Annotated in this window: 14 protein-coding genes; 11 read left to right on the top strand and 3 right to left on the bottom strand. The window is 53.1% G+C overall.

The window, feature by feature from the left end:
* Window positions 1-7 precede the first annotated feature (7 nt).
* Window positions 8-3334 carry an efflux RND transporter permease subunit gene (locus HOV93_RS06630; protein WP_207395691.1) on the top strand — a complete coding sequence of 1109 codons (3327 nt, stop codon included), beginning with the start codon at window positions 8-10 and terminating at the stop codon, window positions 3332-3334.
* A gap of 74 nt (window positions 3335-3408) precedes the next feature.
* Window positions 3409-4119 (top strand): potassium channel family protein, encoded by a 711-nt coding sequence (locus HOV93_RS06625; RefSeq protein WP_235989943.1) that lies wholly within the window; start codon window positions 3409-3411, stop codon window positions 4117-4119.
* Here HOV93_RS06625 and HOV93_RS06620 read toward each other — a convergent pair.
* A complete protein-coding gene (locus tag HOV93_RS06620) occupies window positions 4090-4869 on the bottom strand; it encodes a class I SAM-dependent methyltransferase (protein WP_207395689.1) in 780 nt (259 codons plus the stop codon). The genes HOV93_RS06625 and HOV93_RS06620 overlap by 30 nt on opposite strands.
* Window positions 4870-5040: 171 nt before the next feature.
* On the opposite strand from HOV93_RS06620, the gene HOV93_RS06615 reads away from it, so the two are divergent.
* Window positions 5041-6489 (top strand): sulfatase family protein, encoded by a 1449-nt coding sequence (locus HOV93_RS06615; protein WP_207395688.1) that lies wholly within the window; start codon window positions 5041-5043, stop codon window positions 6487-6489.
* Between the two features lie 84 nt (window positions 6490-6573).
* Here HOV93_RS06615 and HOV93_RS06610 read toward each other — a convergent pair whose 3' ends face one another.
* Complete coding sequence (locus HOV93_RS06610; protein ID WP_207395687.1) at window positions 6574-7584, bottom strand: hypothetical protein; 1011 nt, start codon at window positions 7582-7584, stop codon at window positions 6574-6576.
* A gap of 229 nt (window positions 7585-7813) precedes the next feature.
* Here HOV93_RS06610 and HOV93_RS06605 point away from each other — a divergent pair, with 229 nt between their 5' ends.
* Window positions 7814-8188, top strand: coding sequence for a hypothetical protein (locus HOV93_RS06605; protein WP_207395686.1), 375 nt, complete (start codon window positions 7814-7816; stop codon window positions 8186-8188).
* 105 nt (window positions 8189-8293) lie between these two features.
* Here HOV93_RS06605 and HOV93_RS06600 read toward each other — a convergent pair whose 3' ends face one another.
* Window positions 8294-9304: a YybH family protein gene (locus HOV93_RS06600; protein ID WP_207395685.1), complete on the bottom strand. Its 1011-nt coding sequence runs from the start codon at window positions 9302-9304 to the stop codon at window positions 8294-8296.
* 279 nt (window positions 9305-9583) lie between these two features.
* On the opposite strand from HOV93_RS06600, the gene HOV93_RS06595 reads away from it, so the two are divergent.
* The 7 genes from HOV93_RS06595 to HOV93_RS06565 all read left to right on the top strand — a co-directional run bounded on the left by HOV93_RS06595 (window position 9584) and on the right by HOV93_RS06565 (window position 19148).
* Entirely contained in the window at window positions 9584-10135 is a 552-nt protein-coding gene (locus HOV93_RS06595; RefSeq protein ID WP_207395684.1) for a sigma-70 family RNA polymerase sigma factor, read from the top strand.
* Window positions 10132-11469, top strand: a complete 1338-nt coding sequence (locus HOV93_RS06590) for a FecR domain-containing protein (RefSeq protein WP_207395683.1) — start codon at window positions 10132-10134, stop codon at window positions 11467-11469. The genes HOV93_RS06595 and HOV93_RS06590 overlap by 4 nt, the downstream gene beginning before the upstream one ends.
* 111 nt (window positions 11470-11580) lie before the next feature.
* The gene (locus HOV93_RS06585) at window positions 11581-12918 is read left to right on the top strand and encodes a sulfatase-like hydrolase/transferase (protein WP_207395682.1); all 1338 of its coding nucleotides are present in this window, start codon (window positions 11581-11583) and stop codon (window positions 12916-12918) included.
* A 238-nt stretch (window positions 12919-13156) separates the two neighbouring features.
* Window positions 13157-13693: a sigma-70 family RNA polymerase sigma factor gene (locus tag HOV93_RS06580; RefSeq protein WP_261358575.1), complete on the top strand. Its 537-nt coding sequence runs from the start codon at window positions 13157-13159 to the stop codon at window positions 13691-13693.
* Window positions 13694-13708: 15 nt separating this feature from the next.
* Window positions 13709-15325, top strand: coding sequence for a LamG domain-containing protein (locus HOV93_RS06575; protein WP_207395680.1), 1617 nt, complete (start codon window positions 13709-13711; stop codon window positions 15323-15325).
* Window positions 15326-15353: 28 nt separating this feature from the next.
* On the top strand, window positions 15354-17696 hold the full coding sequence (locus HOV93_RS06570; RefSeq protein ID WP_207395679.1) for a PSD1 and planctomycete cytochrome C domain-containing protein: 2343 nt from the start codon (window positions 15354-15356) through the stop codon (window positions 17694-17696).
* A 15-nt stretch (window positions 17697-17711) separates the two neighbouring features.
* Window positions 17712-19148: a DUF1501 domain-containing protein gene (locus HOV93_RS06565; RefSeq protein ID WP_207395678.1), complete on the top strand. Its 1437-nt coding sequence runs from the start codon at window positions 17712-17714 to the stop codon at window positions 19146-19148.
* The last annotated feature ends 23 nt before the right edge of the window (window positions 19149-19171 follow it).

The raw sequence follows: 19171 nt of genomic DNA, 5'->3' as shown, positions 1-19171 counted from the left end.
TCTACGCATGTCACGCTTTTTTATCTATCGCCCGATATTCGCCACCGTAATTTCGATCGTGATTGCTTTGGCTGGCGCTGTCGCTCAAACGACGCTACCGGTTGCCAAGTTTCCGCAAATCACTCCGCCAACGGTTCAGGTGACAGCCTACTATCCAGGGGCAAACCCTCAAGTCATCGCAGAAACAGTTGCGGCTCCGATCGAACAGGAAGTCAACGGCGTCGAAGACATGCTTTATATGTCATCGACCTGCGCCGACGATGGTTCGTATACTCTGAACGTAACCTTTCAAACGGGAACCGATATGGACATGGCGACCGTGTTGGTGCAAAACCGCGTCGCCATCGCCGATCCCAAACTGCCGGAAGACGTGAGACGCCAAGGGATCACGACCAAGAAACAGTCAACCCAAATCGTGCAATTCATCACGCTGACGTCAGACAACCGTGCGCATGACAGTTTGTATCTCAGCAACTATGCCACCATCAATCTTCGTGATCAGTTGGGACGGATCGACGGGGTCGGATCACTCAATATTTTTGGGGCGGCTGACTATAGCATGCGTGTTTGGCTGGACCCCACGCGTTTAGAAGCTCGCAATCTAACAACCGAAGATGTTATAGCCGCGATTCGCGAGCAGAATGTTCAGGTGGCCGCAGGCCGGGTCGGCGAACCACCGACCTCGGATAATACGGCGTTCCAAATGGTAATCAACACCAAGGGTCGCCTAGAGGATGCTGCGCAATTTGAAGACCTCATTCTCAAGACCGGCGAAGGTCCTGGGATTACCCGTCTGCGGGATATTGCGACGGTTGAACTCGGCGCGAAAAGTTACAATTTCCAGGCCTTTGCCAATGGAAAGCCTTGTGCGGCGATTGCCGTCTATCAATTGCCGGGCGCGAATGCGTTAGACCTTGCCGCCGCAGTCAAGTCAAAGATGGACGAGTTGTCGATCAACTTCCCCAATGGGATGAGCTACGCGATCCCTTTTGATACGACACGGTTTGTCGAAGCCTCGATTTCAGAAGTTTATTCCACGCTTTTTGTTGCCGTGCTGCTGGTCGTGCTTGTGATCTTCATCTTTCTGCAAGATTGGCGGGCAACTCTCGTTCCCACCGCTTCCATTCCGGTTGCCTTGATCGGCACGTTTGCCATGATGGCCGGATTAGGGTTTTCGATCAATATGCTGACCCTATTCGGAATTGTCTTGGCGATTGGTATTGTGGTGGACGATGCGATTGTCGTCGTCGAAAACACGGCCCGTCATATCGATAACGGACTGTCGTCCAAAGATGCTGCGGTCAAAGCGATGGATGAAATCACAGGGCCGGTCATTGCGACGACCTTGGTCTTGTTGGCCGTGTTTGTTCCGACGGCATTCATGGGAGGAATCGTCGGCCAAATGTATCAGCAATTTGCCCTCACGATTTCCGCCGCAGTGGCGCTCAGCACGGTGAATGCTCTTTCCTTAAGCCCAGCTTTGTGTGGGCTGTTACTCCGGCCGACCGAAGAGACCAAGCAGAAGGGTGAATTCGTCCCACGCACGGTCATCGCACTCTTGCTTGCAATCCTGGCCTGTTGGTTGGCGTTTCGATTCCTGTCTGGCATGGGAATGACAACTTGGGCGGTTGCCATTGGTGCCCCGATTGTCGCCGCTCTGGCTGGTTGGTTTTGTGCCGCGATTTTCAATCGAATGTTGCGAGGCTTCTTTAACGGCTTTAACTACCTCTTTGACTATACCACCGGCGGCTACCAGGCAATCGTCGGAGGCCTGGTCCGAAGAATTGCCATCGTACTGATCCTTTTCGTCATACTTTTGGGAATCACTGGCTATGGCCTTCAGTCAATCCCGACCGGGTTCGTGCCTCTGGAAGATCAAGGGTACGCGTTCGCCAATATCCAACTGCCGGATGCCTCGGCACTTTCACGAACCGAGGATGTTCTCAAGCAGATCGACACCATTATGGACGACACCCCAGGCGTCGAGAGCTGGGTGTCTATTGCGGGTTACTCCATCCTAAGTGGCACGGCGGGATCCAATAGCGGGCTGGTGGCCATCGTGTTTGAACCTTGGGACGAACGGCGGTCTCCGGCACTCAGCCAAATGGCCATTCTCGGAGGACTTCAAAAGCGGCTTTCGCAGCTGAACCAAGCCAATGTGATCGTCTTTCCTCCACCTCCGATTGACGGCCTGGGCAATGCAAGCGGTTTCCAAATGCAGATCCAGGATGTCGGTGGAGCAGGCCTGACGACCTTACAAACCATCGCCGACGAAATGGTTGCCGACGGGAACGCCCAGTCAGGGCTAACTCGTGTAAACACAACCTTCCGCGCGGATGTGCCGCAATTGTATGCCGACATCGACCGAACCAAGGTCAAGAGCCTTGGTATCCCTTTGAATTCAGTCTTCGATACGATGCAAGCGTTCATGGGATCGGCCTATGTAAACGACTTCAACAAGTTCGGACGCACCTGGCAAGTCCGTGTGCAAGCCGATCAGAGTTTTCGAATCGAGGCCGAAGACCTGTTGCGTCTTGAGGTCCGCAATCCTAATGGCGAGATGATTCCACTGGGAACATTTACCACCGTCGAGCGAACCGTCGGACCGCAAGTGATCCAACGTTATAACCTTTATCCTTCTGCTCAAATCAACGGTGAACCTGCACCAGGCTACAGTTCGGGGCAAGCGATTAACTTGATGGAACAGATGGCCACCAATAAGTTCCCGCGTTCTATCTCGTATGAATGGACAGGCATGTCCTATCAAGAGAAACTCTTGAGTGATTCCGACTCGCTAACCGAGAACCCGACGTTTATCCTGATCCTTTCAATCTGCTTGGTCTTCTTGGTTCTCGCGGCCCAGTATGAAAGCTGGACGAGTCCTATGGCCGTGATTGCGGTAGTTCCCCTGGCAGCATTAGGAGTCGTCATCGCTCTCATATCCCGAGGCGCCGACAACAACGTGTATACGCAGATCGGGCTGGTGCTTCTGGTAGCTCTGGCAAGCAAGAATGCCATTCTCATTGTCGAGTTCGCCGCCGAGCAACGACGCGATGGAAAAGGCTTGCTCGAGTCCGCAATCGAAGCCGCGACCCTTCGATTTCGAGCGATTCTCATGACAGCTTTCTCGTCGATCTTGGGTTTTTTACCACTCTTGATCGCTTCGGGGGCAGGAGCCGCAAGCCGTCAAGCCGTCGGCAATGCGGTCGTGGGTGGCATGATCGCGGCAACGATCTTCTCGCTCGTTTTTGTGCCTTCCTTCTTTGTTATCTTCCGAGGACTTGGCGAATGGCTTGCCAACTCGCGGAAATCTTCGACCAACTCTGCTTCCTAGGTATCAACGTTACGCTAAAATCGTCGCGGGCGACCGGATCGCGTTTATAATCTTGCACCTCGTGGAGATTGGACATGTCTGTGATCAGAACACCTGCTGAAAGGGGAAGCGAGATTCGCTTCTCTATTCTGCTGGCTTCGCTGATTATCGCCGTAGTGTTGGCTCCCCTTTTAGAAGCGACCCGTTTGGGAGACCTGATTCAACTCAGTTGCCTTACGCTGGTTTTTGCTTCCGCCGTGCTTATCAACTGGCAGCATCGAGCCAAGCTTTCGCTGTTCGCAGCGGCTGCGATTCTCTCTCTTGCGCTTCACTGGTGGGCGTTTTTCTTTCCCAACGATAATGTTTCTATCCTGCGCTATGTCGCAAGTTTCCTGTTTCTCGGAGTCACGGCCGCATTACTGCTCAAATCGATAATTTACAGCGAAGAAATTACCCCTAACGCTATTCTTGGTTCGATCTGCGTCTATCTTCTTCTAGGCCTGATGTGGGCTCTCGGATATTCCGCACTTATGATACTGGAAGCTCATCCGTTCGGCCTTCTGGAATCGCAGTCGAGTGATCCAGCTACCGACCATCTAAGCTTAGCAACCTTGCTTTATTTCAGCTTCGTTACTATGTCGACCCTGGGCTACGGAGACATCACGCCGCAGACCGACCTCGCGCGAACACTGGCCTGGACGCAGTCCGTTACGGGGCAATTTTATCTTGCCGTATTAGTTGCGCGCCTTGTCAGCGCAATGCCAAAGCATGATCGTTCAGAGGTGACCAAAGTCGTAGAGCAATAATTGCCCCATTCTCCGTAAGGGGGCGATACGACGACTCATACGAAACGCCGTTCGCGTCCAGAACCCGGCCCTCTGCACGAACTCAGGGATTCCGTTGGTGTTCTCCACACGTAATCTCATCTGCGGCACGTCCGTTTCGAGTCGCCTTGGATCATCGACGGCCCAGTGCAACTTTTCATGCGTTTGCCGCATGATCGGCAGCTGATTCAACCACCTTACGCCCCAACAATTGTAAGCGTCGAATGCGATCTGTCCGGCATTGAAGTGCGATACGATATACGCAAGAAACATGGTGGCAGCCTCCTCGGTAAAGTAGGGCAAGACACCTTCGGCCACCACCATAGTGGGCACATCTGGCCGTATTTCCTTTAACCAGTCTTCTCCTAAGATATTGGTCCCTAGTTGCCGGTATCCTGGCCGCTGTTGGTAAATCTTCTCGCGGAGCGAAATGACTTCTGGATAATCCACTTCCCACCAGGCAACCTCTGCCGAAGGATTCAAACGAAAGTATCGACTATCCAGCCCACATCCAATGTGAACAACATTCGCTTGCTTGTATCGACCTAGAAATTGTTCTGTCCACTGGTCAAGTACCTTTGCACGAATCGCTAGGGCGATGACTGCGTTACGAGAAAGTCTAAATCGCGAAAAGTCGAAGTCGATCTGCTGTATGGCTTGGGCAGCATAGTGATCGTTCAAAATAGAGTTCTGGCGTTCACTCTCTAACGCCTTGCCATGCAGTGTGAGCAAAAGCGTCTTCTGCAGATTCGTAAGCGAAATCGTAAGCTTGGGCTTCAAGACGAACCAGTTGGGAAACGGTTTGGTTTTTAGTACGATTATTCCTACCCTACCTTAGCGTATTTGCTTACGCCGGCGACCTATACCTCGCCAGAATTCACCCCTTGTCCTTAAAGGTCTGTCATGAATTTTATCACGAAGGCGCTTATTGTTTTCTGCGCCGTTCCCCTTGGTTGCCTGGTCGGTTCGCAATCGCAAGCCGCCGAGCAATCGCGTCCGAACATCCTGTTCCTTTTCACCGATGATCAAGCCCCGTGGGCCCTAGAGGCCTCGGGACATCCCCACGCGGTTTCTCCGAACATGGATTCGTTGGTCAAGCAAGGGGCTTACTTGACCAACGCATTTACGGTGACGCCGGTTTGCAGTCCGTCTCGGGCATCACTAATCTCTGGGCGATATGGCTCTGAATTAGGAATCACCGATTGGATTCACCCCAAGAGCGAACCGGAGCTGGGACTTCCACCCGATACCACGACCTGGGTCCAGTTATTGCAAAAGGCCGGTTATCATACGGGCCTGGTAGGCAAATGGCACTTAGGGACGCCTGACACGATGCACCCGACCAAGTTTGGCTACAACCATTTCATGGGCTTCCGCACCGGGGGCGCCGCAACCAAGAACCCCACACTGGAAAAGAACGGCACAAACGAGAAAATTGTAGGATTAACAACCGATATTCTGACCGATCACGCACTCGAATTCCTAAACAACGCACCTACCGACAAACCGTTTTGCCTATCGCTTCACTACCGGGCACCCCATACGGCTTGGCTTCCAGTAGCCGACGAAGACTGGGCTCCTTTCGCCGATCTTGACCCAGAGATTCCTAATCCAGACTATCCAAACCTGAATGTACCACGCGTTAAAAAAATGACCCGCGAATACCTGGCAAGCGTTGCCGGCGTCGATCGAAACATCGGGCGAGTCCTGCAATGGCTCGAAGATAAGGGTCTCGACGAAAAAACGGTCGTGATTTTTTCCAGCGATCATGGCTATAACATGGGACATAACGGAATTTGGCATAAAGGGAATGGACACTGGGTTCTCACGAAAAATCCACCCGCAACTGAAAATATCCCCAACGGCCAGCGGCCCAACATGTATGACAATTCCATCCGTATTCCCACAATCATTCGCTGGCCAGGCACGGTTGAGCCCGGCACTACCATTGAACAAACGGTGTCCAATCTCGATTGGTTTCCAACCTTGTTAGAAATGGCTGGAGTCGAGACACCTTCTGATCTCAAGATCCACGGCAAGAGCATCGTCCCGATTTTAAAAGGTAACGATGTCCCTTGGGCCAATGACTTTTATGCCGAGTACAGCACCAAGCATCAGTCGCACACCCATATGCGAATGGTTCGTACACCCCAGTGGAAATTGATTCGCGATTTTCTGAATGAAGGACGCGACGAGCTTTACCACCTGGCCGATGACCCTGCTGAGTCGAACAACCTGATCGATACGGATTCCCCCGAGGTAAAAGCAATCATAAAGCAGTTGGATGCGAAGATTCTCGCCAAGATGAAATCAATCAACGATCCCGTCTTGAGTTCGGTTTCTGCCAACTAAGATGTTACCCAATCACCACGCAAGTTCATAAAAAAGGCGACCCAAGTGGGTCGCCTTTTTTTTGTTTATCAGGATTAATCGTGCCTATTGTGCCGGCTGACTTTTGTCCTCTTCCGGCTCAGGCAATCGGACCATTAGCCAGGTCTGGGTATCTTTTTCGCCGAAATGGATCAGAGCGGTTGCTTCGTCCTTCGTCAAATTGTAGATCCCCGTCTCCATGACGACATCTTGGTTTTTCCCATCGGCAAACTGCCAGGCAGCTCGCTGGGTCTTCTGATCGACCATCCCCTGTAGGGGTCGATCTTCGCCAGTGATATCGTTATAGAACGTGCCAGCGATGATGCCTTCCTTACTGACGGCCAACTGCACCATCATTCCCGTGTCGGTTGCCGATTCTTCTGCAATGGCGAAGACCCCTAGTGGCATCCAATCCACCTTTTCGTCATCAACATCTTCCGGAACACTTTCGGCAATGTTGACCGCCTGATCGTAGTACTGATCGGCCGAGGCATATTGCTGATCGTTCACATAGACGTTGTTGTCACGATAGACAACCGTTGTACCGTAATCATACGTGTACGGCTGAGGCCACGCTGCCCAGGTAAACCAAGTGCCAACCGCCGCCCAGGTTGCAGGCCGCCAGCACCAATGATTTGGATACCGATTCCAGTCGTTGTGCCAATGCCAGCCATGATCGTGCCCATGATGTCCACCATCCCACCAATTGCGATCAAACGGGCGGCGATCATGGTCGACGTTGGTCCACTTGTTGCGAATGCTGTTGGCATTGTTTTGACGATTGCCAATATTAACGTTGATGTTATTGCGATCGCCTCCTCCGATGTTGGTGCGATCACCATTGCCGATATTGACCCGATCTCCATCGCCATTGCCAGGACGATTCGGGAAACGATCGCCATCTCCGGGCCGGTCGCCTGATCCAGGACGATTGGGGAAGCGGTCTCCCGCGTTCGGTCCGTCTCCATTGCCAGGACGATTACCCGGGTTCGGCCGATCTCCTGTGCCAGGCCGATCTCCTGTACCTGGCCGATTTGGGAATCGATCGCCACTGTTACCACCCGGTTTTCCAGGCAAGTCGAGAAAATCTTTAAGATCGTTGTTGCTTGGCCGTGAGAAACCTGAATCGCCGCCGCCGGGACGGCTAAAGCTGGGACGACCACTGTCACCACTTCCTGGTCGAGTAATTCCCGGACGGCTACTGTCACCACCTCCTGGGCGCGTAATTCCAGGTCGGTTGCCGTCACCACTACCCGGCCGCGTGACTCCAGGTCGGCTACCACTATCTCCGCTGCCGGGACGCGTGATGCCTGGGCGATTGCTGCTGGAGCCGCTTCCAGGAGTCGTAATGCTGGGACGCGACGGGCTAGGACGTGTGCTCCCACCGGTCGAAGGGCGTGAAAAGCTCGGATTGCTTCCCGTAGATGGCCGACTAATCGTTGGCCGACTCGACGTCGGTCGATTCATGGACGGGGAACTAATCGATGGCCGGCTTGTTGAAGGGCGACTCGTCGACGGACGGCTCATCGAGGGAGACGGGCGACTAACCGACGAGGGTCTGCTCATTGAAGGGGTGCGAGACCCACCGCTGGGGCGAGATATCGAGCGACCTCCTCCACCACCGCCACCTCCCATTGACCTTCCTCCTCCGCCGCCGCCACCACGGCCACCGCGAGCGTAGGCGTCGCCAACGACCAGCGAACCAATCATGGCCGCTACAACGAATGTCGTTACTTTCATTTTCATGGGACTATCCTTGCGCGTAGAATTATGTGTTTTGAGTAGTTTATTCGGTCGCTCGAACAATCGTGAGCGTGTCGATACTGGGAAGTAGCTCGCCGTCGACTTGACGACCGATCGACTTAAATTCGATGGTATTTTCATCCAGGAGATCAAAGATATTGGTCGACGATCCACGACGGCCATCAGGAAGCACATTCAGCGACTGGACGGTCCACCGACTTCCTTGAGTGGCCCAGCGGCCGACGCCAAACCCGCCATCGGAATCGAAGGTCCACGAGCGGATCGCACCGGCACTGGCGTCCCAGCCAATAACCTGGGTGCCTTCAAAGTCAACTCGGTCCTGAATGAACACACGGAATGTGCGGACGATAAAGTTGTTGTTCGTCGTCCAACGACCGGTCGTTTCGATGGTCATTCCCTCGTCCGCATTGTCGACCCAGGTACCAATCATCCACGCTAGCGGCTGAAGTTGCTCGTGGTGCGATGGAGCGGCCTGGGGTGCAGCATCTTCCTTGACACTATCAATTCGCCATCCGTCGGCTGTCTTTACGTGGACAGCCTCGTAGGTTGTCTCACTCGGTTCTTCTCCTTCGACAATCACCCTGGCAAGGCCTGTTTCGGAAGCCACATGGGGTGAAAGTAGTTTGATCTGCGTATCTAACAGCTCTAACTTCGCCCCTGAGTTCTCTTGAAAATAGGAGGCGAAATCGTCCTCCAATGCCTTGCGTCCCTTCAGGACCGCACCCGCTGGCGTGACGAACTCGCCATTTTCGGTCCAATGCGCCGCTAAAGCTTTGGCATCTCCCTTGTTGAACGTCGCCGCGTACGAATCAATCGCCGCCAGGATTGCCGCTTCATCCTCGGTTAACACCAACTCGATCTCGACGATCGCCCCTCCTACATCCGGTGCATCCTCGCCAGATTCCGGTGATGCATCTGCCTGGGTCTCCTTTCCTTTTTCCACGTCAGACCGAGCGGAGGATCCAGCTTCCTGTGACCAACTTGGCCCGCATAGTAGCAGAGCCACCAGAAGACCCGAAAATAATCGTTTCATGACGTACCTAGCCAATGCAAAGAGAGAGCAATGCTGTCAAAATCACGGCAAAGAGATATTGAAGCGACTCAGAACAGCCGCTTCTTTGTCCTCACCTATCAGGATAACGGTCCCACAGCGAGAAAACCACAACACGCTGACTATTCGCGAACTTTTCACCCCATCAACAGCAGATGATGGACGACTCCTGACACGAATGCGGATTTTCGGGTTTACGATCTCAGACAATGTCTGTTTTCTAGCGTCAGATGGGACAGTTCTCGGCTGAAAATGATAGTCATGGAACCAACTCCACCAACAAACTCGGAATCTTCGGGGATTTCCCCCGACTTTGCTCAACACCTGATTGGCAGTCAGAGTGCGCTCTACGCGTTTATCGCTTCCTTAATGGGGGGCGTTTCCGAGGCCAACGACGTGCTGCAAGAAACCAATCTGAAACTTTGCAACAAAGCGAATGACTACGATCCAACGCAGCCTTTTCTCCGCTGGGCGTATGTCTTCGCCAGATTCGAGGTCATGGCTTGGCGAAAGAAACAATCTCGGTCCCGTATTGTCTTGGACGACGACCTGGTCGCTCTCATCGCTTCAGACTGGGACAGCACCTCCAGCGACTCGACGCAGCAAATCGCTGCCCTTGAAGGCTGTCTCGATAAATTGCCTCAACAACAGCGAGACTTACTCGATGCCCGATATGGGCGCGGAGAAGCGGTTCAAGATATCGCCGCTCGTCAATGCCGAACCGAGAACGCGATGTCTGCCCTGTTTTATCGTGTCCGAAAGACTCTGGCAGACTGCATCGAGTTGTCTCTCCGCCGCGAGGTCTACGAATGAACGATAAGCGCAAGTTCGTCACGCTTTGCCATGCGGTCCTGGAAGGCCAAGCGACCGAATCTCAGGTTGCCGAGTTTCAAAAGACATTACGCGAAGATCCCCTGTGTCGTCAGGCCTATCGAGAGCAGATGAAAATTCATGCCTACCTGACCTGGCAACATGGACGAGCAGCGGTCGATGAATCGCTAGTTATCTCTGCGAAACCAGAATCGCCTGACGCAACACCAAGCTGGAACGCTTTGCACTTAGGCTTGGCTCTCTCGATTCTCATGCTTGCGACAGGCCTCACCACTTGGTGGCTATCCTCATCAAGCGGAGTTCCCCTGGTGGTCATTTCGGCTACCGATTCAGAACTTTCCAAGGGAAACCGAGTCTATCGAAAGCAGATCGACTTTACCGAGGGATCCTTGAAGTTTCGTCTTGATTCCGGAGCAGAAATCGAGGCGATCGGTCCCGTCCAATTCGAACTGGTGAGCGACATGCTTTTGCGTGTCACACGTGGCAGCGTCACAGTCGATGTGGGAGATGACGCAGTCGGCTTTCAAGTAGAAACTGCCGAGACCAAGATTGTGGACTTGGGGACACGATTTGGCGTTTCTGTTCGCGACTCTGGTCAGACCGATGTGGTTGTCTTCGAAGGTGCTGTCGATGTCCACTCGCCCCTTAAGCAATCGAAACCCTCCCGTCCGATTGCCAACTTAAAGGAAGGGGAAGCGATTCGAGTCGATAAGGCAGGCAGTTCCCAACGCCTAACGAGCGTTGTCGTCCGAGGGGATCGCAACGAAATTCTGGCCGGTAATACGGAACCAACTCCCGTGATCGTGGATATCACCGATAACGGAAGACACAAACGCAAAAATCGCTGTTATAGCGTGCGTGCAGGGGCACTAGGACCACCAACCAGAAGTTATGTGGGACTGGGCCTCCCCAAATGGCGTTCTTTGAAGGGAGAGCGATTTCCCGAAGCTTTGCGTGGCTCTGATGTCGTTCTGATGTATTCCCAAGATCGATATTATCCAAAGCTCGAATATTATCTGAACTTATCCGTACCCAGCCGCCTGTTTGTTTGGCACGATTCACGACTGGCCCCGCCTAATTGGCTGACCACCGACTTTCAAAAGACGGAGATGAAGTTGAGGAGCGGCCCTTGGTCGACATCGAATGATATCATCGCCGATCTTGAGGTGCCGGAGGGAGAAGACATCTACGTTGAATATGAAGTCTGGCAACGCGATGTCCCTGCAGGCATCGTCACCCTCGGTGGCAATCACGATAATTCACGTAGTTGGCGTTATGCGATGTACGGGGTCGCCGCCAAAGCCTTGCAACAGTAATTTCCTCAAAGACTACGTCAGATCCCTTAACCCATGGCTGAAGATCGATAAGCCCTGCAGATTAGCTATCCATATTCATCCCCCAATCATTCGGCAATGAGAATCCTCCCAATGAAAACTTCTATCGGAATTTATCTCGTTGCCGCTATGTTCGCGGCCATGTGCCTAATCACCAGCGACGCTTGGGCCGCGAGCAAAGATCCCGCGAAACCGAACGTCATTATCCTCTTCTCGGACGATGCCGGTTACAACGAGTTCTCCCTGCATGGGGCCGAACTGTTTCCAACGCCGCGCATCAACTCGATTGCGGCCAATGGCGTTCGCTTTACCAACGGGTATGTCTCAGGTACCGTCTGCAGTCCTTCCCGAGCAGGCCTTCTCACCGGACGTTATCAAAATCGTTTCGGACATGAGTTCAACATCCCTCCGGCCTACAGCGAGACCAATGGCCTACCGCTGGAAGAAACCACCATCGCCGACGTAATGAAGCAAGCAGGCTATCAGACGATTGCTCTTGGAAAATGGCATCTGGGTTATGCTGACAAATTCCATCCCATGGAACGAGGTTTCACCGACTTCTATGGTTTTCTGCAAGGAGCCCGAAGTTACTTCCCACTCAATAAGCCGACTCGCCTGAATCAACTACTGCGTGATCGCAAGCCGGTACGCCCCGAACGCTTCGAGTATATGACCGATGAACTAGCACACGCCGCGACCGAATATATCGCCAATAGCGACGACAAACCTCTCTTCATGTATGTTGCTTTCAACGCCATTCACACACCGAACCATGTCCTTCAATCCGATCTCGATTCTCTAGGGGAAGACACTCGGCAAGCCAAGCACCGCGCGATGACAATCGCCCTCGATCGAGCCGTGGGAACCATTCTGGACGCGATCGATCAACAAGGCATCCAAGACAATACCATCGTCATCTTTCTGAACGACAACGGCGGCGCGATAGGGCATGACAACACTCCCCTGCGAGGCAGAAAAGGATCGACCTGGGAAGGTGGCATTCGCGTTCCATTTGTCATGCAGTGGCCGGGTAAGATTGCTCGAGGGAAAGTCGTCAACCAACCGGTGATCGCGTTGGATATCTTTCCCACGGTGATGAAAGCCGCAGGCATTTCCGAATCGCCTGGCCTTCCCTTGGATGGCGTCGACTTGATTCCATTTCTAACGGGAGAAACGAACTCGCTGCTTCACCAAACGCTGTATTGGAAGAGTGGCCAGAACTGGGCCGTCCGCGAGGGCGACCTAAAATTGATCGTCGCTAAAGGTGGCTCAGGAAAACCGGAGCTTTACGATCTGCACAAAGACCCCGAAGAGCAAGTCAATATTGCAGCACAGCATCCAGAAGACGTAGTGAAGCTGAAATCGAAGTACACTGAGTGGAAGAAGGATTTCCCCACCCCTACATGGGGAGGTGGTCGACCGAATAAGTGAGTGCGATGTGTCATGTCGGTTCTCGATCTCCATCTCACACACAGGTCCTAAACTCTTATTCAAACTGGACTTTTCGCGACTTGACTATGAGTTTCGAGCCTATATCACGGCTTCTTTTCCGTTCCATAAATTTGGCAGTTCTTAACGGTCCACTGATTTCCAGAGGGGAATTTGAGTCGTCACGGTAGAATACTTAGTGTGACACCACCTTCCTAAATCGATCCTCTTCCTGCACGTCATGGCCGAGCCTACCGCCTCGCATCGAGATCCAACCCCTTTTGTTGAATTGATCGTGAAATTCGAGCGGCCTTTGATGCGCTATATTCGCTCGTTGGTCCCCAGGCTGGATGACGCAGAAGAAGTGTGGCAAGCCACGGCGATTGTGCTGTGGGAAAAGTTCGACGAATTTGATCACCAGCGAAAGTTCCTTCCTTGGGCTCAGAAGTTCGCCTATTTCGAGTCTCTGAAGCAAAGACGCAAGATTGCCCGTGACCGGATGGTTTTCTCGGAAATCGCGATGCAGGCAATTGCCGATACGCATCAAGCCTCCCAAGAACATCTTGATCGACGAAGTCGCGCCCTACAGATTTGTTTGGAGACGCTCGCCAGCAATGACCTGGCATTGCTGCGATCTCGATATGATTCTGAGATCACCGTCGGGAAACTTGCCAGCCAGATGAAAACAACTGCCAAGACCTTGTACCGCCGCTTGGACCGGATCCGTGACAAGCTTGCTCAATGCGTTCGTCGGCGTGTCGCCTTGGCAGAGGAATAAATACGAGAAGGCCCTATGTCTCTACAGACGCCCACCCAACTCGAACGTGAAGCTCGCTTGGCGATTGACCAAATGGTCGATGGTCAAATGTCGGACGAAGACTTTGCGAACTTAGAGCGTCGGCTGATATCAGACCAGCAATTTTGCTTGGCGTACGTCGAACAGTCCGACATGCAGTCGGAACTGGAACATCACCTACGCTCGTATCCATCGCTGACGTTCAGAACGGGTCATTCCTTCTCGCGATCGTGGGGCATTTCGATTGCCATCGCACTATCACTCTTGATGCTACTTGGCTTCGCCAATCTGTTTTTTATCGACTCTTGGAAGCTTGCCTTGCTGGGCGATCCGATGCTCGATTTTACCGAAACCCAGCTTATCGGTCAGGGTCCGATTGCAATCGTCATCAGTCGCAGCGAGGAAGCAGATGCCGATGCACCTCTGCAAGTTGGAGATCGCGTAAAACCGGGTGCACTTCGCTTGAATCGAGGAGGCCTGCAACTTGAATTTCTCTCGGGAGTACGCGTGCAGCTAACCGGTCCGGCTGAGATCCACCTACTTAGCGAGCACGAAGCTACCCTTCTCAATGGCCATGCAGGGGTGATTACGCCTCCCGATTCCGATTCGTTTTCGCTTAACGGACCGGTTTCTGCCGTGGCGATCGGATCGAGTGAGTTCGCATTTCGCGTCGAAGACAAAGACCATAGTGAAATCGATGTCTTTCAAGGTGAGGTCATGGCTTCGCTACTAGGTCCCTCCGGCGATACGTTGTTAAACGAACTGGTTTCCTTGAACCACTCCGCATCGTTCGCCAATGGAGAACTTGCAGTCTCCGTGAAGAACTTTGACGAAGTCGATCGCGTAGGCACGGTGCCGGTTGACAACCTTTTTTTGAACTCCACCGATCAATACGCAGAAGCCGTTATGTCTGATCGGCCGATCGTCTATTGGCGTTTTGAAGATGGCGATGTACGTGGCAACCAAGTCATGAACCACATGGGCGATCATCACCATGGCGAGATTCATTCAGGCAACGATGGCTCCTTAGAGATCAGCGGCGGGCGCATTCGTTTCTCCAAAAGCAATCACGGACGATATTTGGGCTTAAGTGAGCCCCTCGAAGGGATTAATCGCCGCGATTTTTCGATTGAGTTCTGGGTGCGAACCGATAGGATGCACTGGGGAACCTTTTTCGGGCTGCTTCCGGTGACCCAAGCCGACCCTGAAAAGGAAAGTCACCTATGCGTGATCGAGTATGCCAATCAGACCAACGTGGTTCACCGCCCTGCCACGATTCGGATGCTTTACCGTTACCCGCCAACCACCTACGACGGCGGCATGAATGTATTTAGCCCTAATTCCTGTACGCCAGGCATTTGGACGCACATCGTTGTCGTGAAAACCACCAACGCGATTCGCTTGTATTGCAACGGTCAACTTCAGGTGAATCTGGATGATCTCGACTTCGACGACTCCTCGCCGTATACGGCTGTTTTAGGACAACTTGATTCCGTTCGCGCAATGCGACAACTCGAAGGGCTGCTAGATGAAGTTGCCATCTATGAGAAAGCCCTAGATGAAGACCAAATCCGTCGCCATTACGAAGTCATCGCCGGCCCACCTAAGACCTAATCGCTTTCTTGTTAGTAGACCACCCGCCATGAAGCTCATCCTTTACCGCACGTTCGCGTTTCTCTCTGCCTTGTTCCTCGTGATGCCTGGTCACGTAGCGAAGGCCGAAAAACCGCTCGACTACAATCGCGACGTTCGGCCGATACTTTCTGAAAACTGCTTCTATTGCCATGGTCCTGATCCAGAGCATCGCAAAGCAGATCTTCGCTTTGATGAAGAAGTGGCGGCCAAAGACTACGCTATCGTCCCCGGTGACGTGGAGTCGAGTGAATTTTTTCAGCGTATCATTGCCGAACCTGACTCCCTAATGCCGCCAGTTGATTCCGGGAAGAAGCTTTCACCCCAAGATGTTGCCACGTTGAAACGCTGGATCGAAGAGGGAGCCCGATACGAAAAGCACTGGGCGTACGTTCCTCCGCAATCGCATCCTCTTCCCGAGGTCCAAGCCAAAGACTGGCCGGAAAGTAAGATTGACCATTTTCTATTGGCCAAGCTCGAAGCCGAAGGGCTTAAACCGTCACCGGAAGCAGACAACGTTACGCTGCTACGCCGCCTTACGTTCGACCTCACGGGGCTTCCACCAACAACGGCCGAAGTAAACGCCTTCCGTGATGACCCATCGCCTGACGCGTACGAGAAAGTCGTCGATCGCCTACTCTCTTCAGATCGCTACGGTGAACGCATGGCCGTCTATTGGCTGGACCTGGTTCGCTTTGCCGATACCGTCGGCTATCACGGAGATCAGGATCACAACATTTCTCCCTATCGCGACTATGTCTTGGACGCGTTCAACGACAACGTGCCGTTCGATCAATTCACACGAGAACAGCTTGCCGGAGACCTGTTACCCGGCAGTACGATCGACCAGAAGATAGCCTCAGGCTACAACCGTCTTCTGCAAACAACGCATGAAGGGGGACTTCAGGAACAAGAATACCTGGCAATTTACGCGGCAGATCGCGTTCGCAATGTGTCGCAAGTTTGGATGGGTGCTACGGTCGGCTGTGCGCAGTGTCATACGCACAAATACGATCCCTATACAATCACCGACTTCTATAGCTTGGCAGCGTTTTTCGCCGATGTTAATGAAGCTCAACACTTCAAGAAAGGGACGAATTCGCTTCCTACGAAACGTCCTCCTGAAATCAAGGTCCTTACCCAACGAGAACGTGCCCAGGTAGCAAAGCTTCAGGCACAACTAGCCGAAGTACCCAGCGACGACCAAACCCAATCAGAGCGATTGCTAAAGCAGATCGACAAACTCAATAAGTCGGCTCGCTTGACCATGGTCACCGAGGCAATTGAACCACGTCCGATGCGCGTCTTGCCACGAGGTAACTGGCTCGACGACAGTGGCGAAATGGTCACGTCGGCGATCCCCACTTTTATGGGCAATATCGAGACGGAACAAGATCGAGCCAATCGGCTTGATCTGGCAAATTGGTTAACCGATCCGAAGGAAGGCTCTGGTGGACTAACCGCTCGAGTGTTTGTGAATCGAATTTGGTACTTGCTATACGGAGTGGGGCTGTCCGCTAGCCTCGGCGATTTTGGCGGCCAAGGCGAGCCCCCAGTTCATCCCGAGTTGCTAGACCACCTTGCCATCGACTTTTATCAAAACGGTTGGGACATTAAGCGTCTGGTCAAAAAGATGGTCATGACGGCAGCCTATAAGCAGTCATCCTTCGCTAGTGCTGAGATTCGTGAACGTGATCCTTACAACCGGTTCTATAGCCATCAAACAAGACAGCGTTTGCCCGCGGAGATGGTTCGCGACAATGCTCTGGCCGTAAGTGGACTGCTGAACCTGGAATATGGCGGTCCCAGCGTTAAACCTTATCAGCCAGATGGTTACTACCGACATCTGAACTTCCCGCAACGGAAGTATCAAGAGGACAAAAATCAACAGCAATGGCGGCGTGGCGTTTATGTCCATTGGCAGCGTCAATTTCTTCATCCCAGCTTGAAGGCCTTTGATGCCCCGAGCCGCGAGGAATGCACCGTCGAGCGGCCTCGTTCCAATACCCCCTTGGCCGCTTTAGCACTACTGAACGACCCCACTTACATCGAAGCCGCCCGAGAGTTCGCGACGCGCATCCTTTCAAGCGAAGCCGACGACGACGAAGCTCGCCTGAATCGAGCCTACATGCTGGCACTTTCACGGACACCTGATTCTGACGAGAAACAAGTTCTCAGTCAGATCCTGAAAGAGAACCGAGAGATTTATCGCCTCGACACCGATGCAGCAGCCAAACTGCTGGAAGTTGGCCTGAAGCCATCGGACGATGCCATTGAAGTCGCTGAATTGGCGGCCTGGACTCAGGTCGCTCGTGTGATCTTCAATCTCGATGAATTCATTACCCGCAACTAAGATACTGAGTTTGCCATGTCTGAATTTCACCCGATGCAACTCAATCGCCGTACATTCCTTTCCCAATCCGGCGTTGGCCTCGGCTCAGCCGCCCTGGGTTCACTTCTCGCGCGCGATGGCTTCTCAGCTACCAATAGTAGCGGTGGCGTTGCCGGGCAGCCTGGACTGCCCAATCTTCCGCAAAAAGTAAAGCGTGTTATTTTTCTTTGCATGTCCGGCGGCCCTTCTCACCTGGAAACATTTGACAACAAGCCGAAGTTGACAGCGATGAATGGCCAGCCATTTCCAGCTTCCTATACCGCAGGTCAGCCGATCGCACAGCTGCAAGGCAAGGAACTGAAATGTCTGGGCTCGATCGCCAAGTTTCATCAGCACGGCGCCAATGGGCAGGAGATCAGTGAATACCTGCCATGGCATTCCAAGATGGCCGACGACATCTGTATCGTGCGGTCGATGGTGACTGAACAAATCAACCACGATCCGGCCCATACTTTCATGAACACGGGAACCGTAATCAGTGGGCGTCCCTCGATGGGGGCCTGGGTCAATTATGGTATCGGTTGCGAAACGGACGAACTGCCTGGATTTGTTGTCCTTAGTAGTGTTGGTGGGCGAAATCCTCAGCCGATTGCCTCTCGACAGTGGGCGAGCGGTTTCTTACCGAGCCGGTATCAGGGAGTGGAATTTAGCTCAACGGGTGACCCCGTCTATTACGTTCGCAATCCTAACGGGGTAAGCACTTCCCAGCAGCGTAATCTCGTGGATGCAATTGGCCAGTTGAATCGACAGAATCAGGCCACTGCCGGGGATCCTGAAATTTCCAGTCGGATCGCGGCGTACGAAATGGCCTTCCGTATGCAGATGTCGGTCCCTGAATTGACAGACATGTCCGACGAGCCGCAGCACGTTTTAGACATGTACGGAGCGAAACCTGGTGATGGATCGTTCGCCTCGAACTGTTTACTGGCCCGCCGACTTGCTGAACGTGGAGTTCGGTTTATCCATCTCTATCACCGTGGATGGGATCATCATGGTGGCTTGAGTAAATACATGGACATTTGCTCTGGCCTAACCGACAAACCTACGTACGCCTTGCTGACCGATCTCAAACAGCGTGGCATGCTGGAAGATACGCTGATCGTCTGGGGTGGCGAGTTCGGTCGCACGCCCATGTCGCAAACCGGTAAGGGAGACGTCGGCCGAGACCATCACATCAAAGGCTTCAGCATGTGGCTGGCCGGCGGACCGATCAAAGGTGGGACAACCTACGGGGCAACCGACGACCTGGGCTACCATGCCGTCGAGAATGTGGTGCATGTGCGCGATCTACACGCGACCATGCTTCACTTACTGGGCATCGATCACGAGCACTTTAGTGTCAAATTCCAAGGGCTCGACATGCGTCTAACTGGCGTCGAACCAGCACGTGTCGTTCGGGGAATTATCGCTTAGCGGCAAGCTGCACGAGCCTTTTA

It is taken from the genome of Bremerella alba, assembly GCF_013618625.1.
Classification (GTDB): domain Bacteria; phylum Planctomycetota; class Planctomycetia; order Pirellulales; family Pirellulaceae; genus Bremerella; species Bremerella alba.
This window is presented reverse-complemented; position numbering and strand designations above follow the sequence as displayed.